Source organism: Chromobacterium sp. Panama (assembly GCF_003052555.1).
GTDB lineage: Bacteria > Pseudomonadota > Gammaproteobacteria > Burkholderiales > Chromobacteriaceae > Chromobacterium.
In genome coordinates, this window is sequence record NZ_QARX01000010.1 from 1 (window position 1) to 924 (window position 924).

Annotated in this window: 1 protein-coding gene; it reads right to left on the reverse strand. The window is 56.9% G+C overall.

Going from position 1 to position 924, the window contains the following annotated elements:
* Nucleotides 1–12 precede the first annotated feature (12 nt).
* Nucleotides 13–924, reverse strand: a 912-nt coding sequence (gene adhP / locus DB032_RS23445) for an alcohol dehydrogenase AdhP (RefSeq protein ID WP_107802157.1), incomplete at its 5' end; no start/stop codon positions are given.

Here is a 924-nt window from a genome sequence, read left to right on the forward strand (position 1 = left end):
CGCCACGTCAAATCAGTGGTGATGACCGCAGCCGCATTCTTTTTTCATATCGATCACCATACGGCCGGTGATTTTGCCTTCGCGCATTTCTTGGAAAATGGCGGGTGCTTCATCCAAAGCACGCAGTTGGACTTTCGGCACAACCAAACCTTCCGCGCCGAATTGGAAGGCTTCTTCCAAATCTTTGCGCGTGCCGACCAAAGAGCCGACCACTTCGATGCCGTCCAAAACCAAACGCGGGATGGACAAATCCATCGATTCCGGCGGCAGTCCGATGGCAACCACACGTCCGCCCGCGCGGACGCAATTCACGGCAGAGTTGAATGCGGCAGCAGATACGGCGGTTACGACCGCAGCGTGTGCGCCGCCTGTTTTTTCCTGAATCACTTTGGCAGCGTCCTCTTTGGCGGCGTTGACAACCAAATCCGCGCCGGTTTCTTTGGCAAACGCCAGTTTGTCGTCGTTGATGTCGATGGCGACAACGTGCGCGCCGAATACTTTTTTCGCGTATTGGACCCCCAAGTTGCCCAAACCGCCCGCGCCGTAGATGGCAATCCACTGTCCCGGACGAACACTGGAAACTTTAATGGCTTTATAAGTGGTCACGCCGGCACAAGTAATGCTGGAAGCTTGCGCAGGATCCAAACCTTCTGGGACTTTGACCGCGTAATCGGCACTCACGATGCAGTAGGTCGCCATACCGCCGTCGGCGGTGTAGCCCGCGTTCAATACAGAGCGGCACAGGGTTTCGCGGCCGGTATTGCAGTATTCGCACGAGCCGCAGCTTTGGAACAGCCAGGCGATGCTGACGCGGTCGCCGACTTTCAGATTTTTCACACCGTCGGCAACTTCTTTAACCAAACCGATGCCCTCGTGTCCCAGCACGCGGCCCGGTTTTTCGCCGTAGTCGCCTGCCGCAACGTG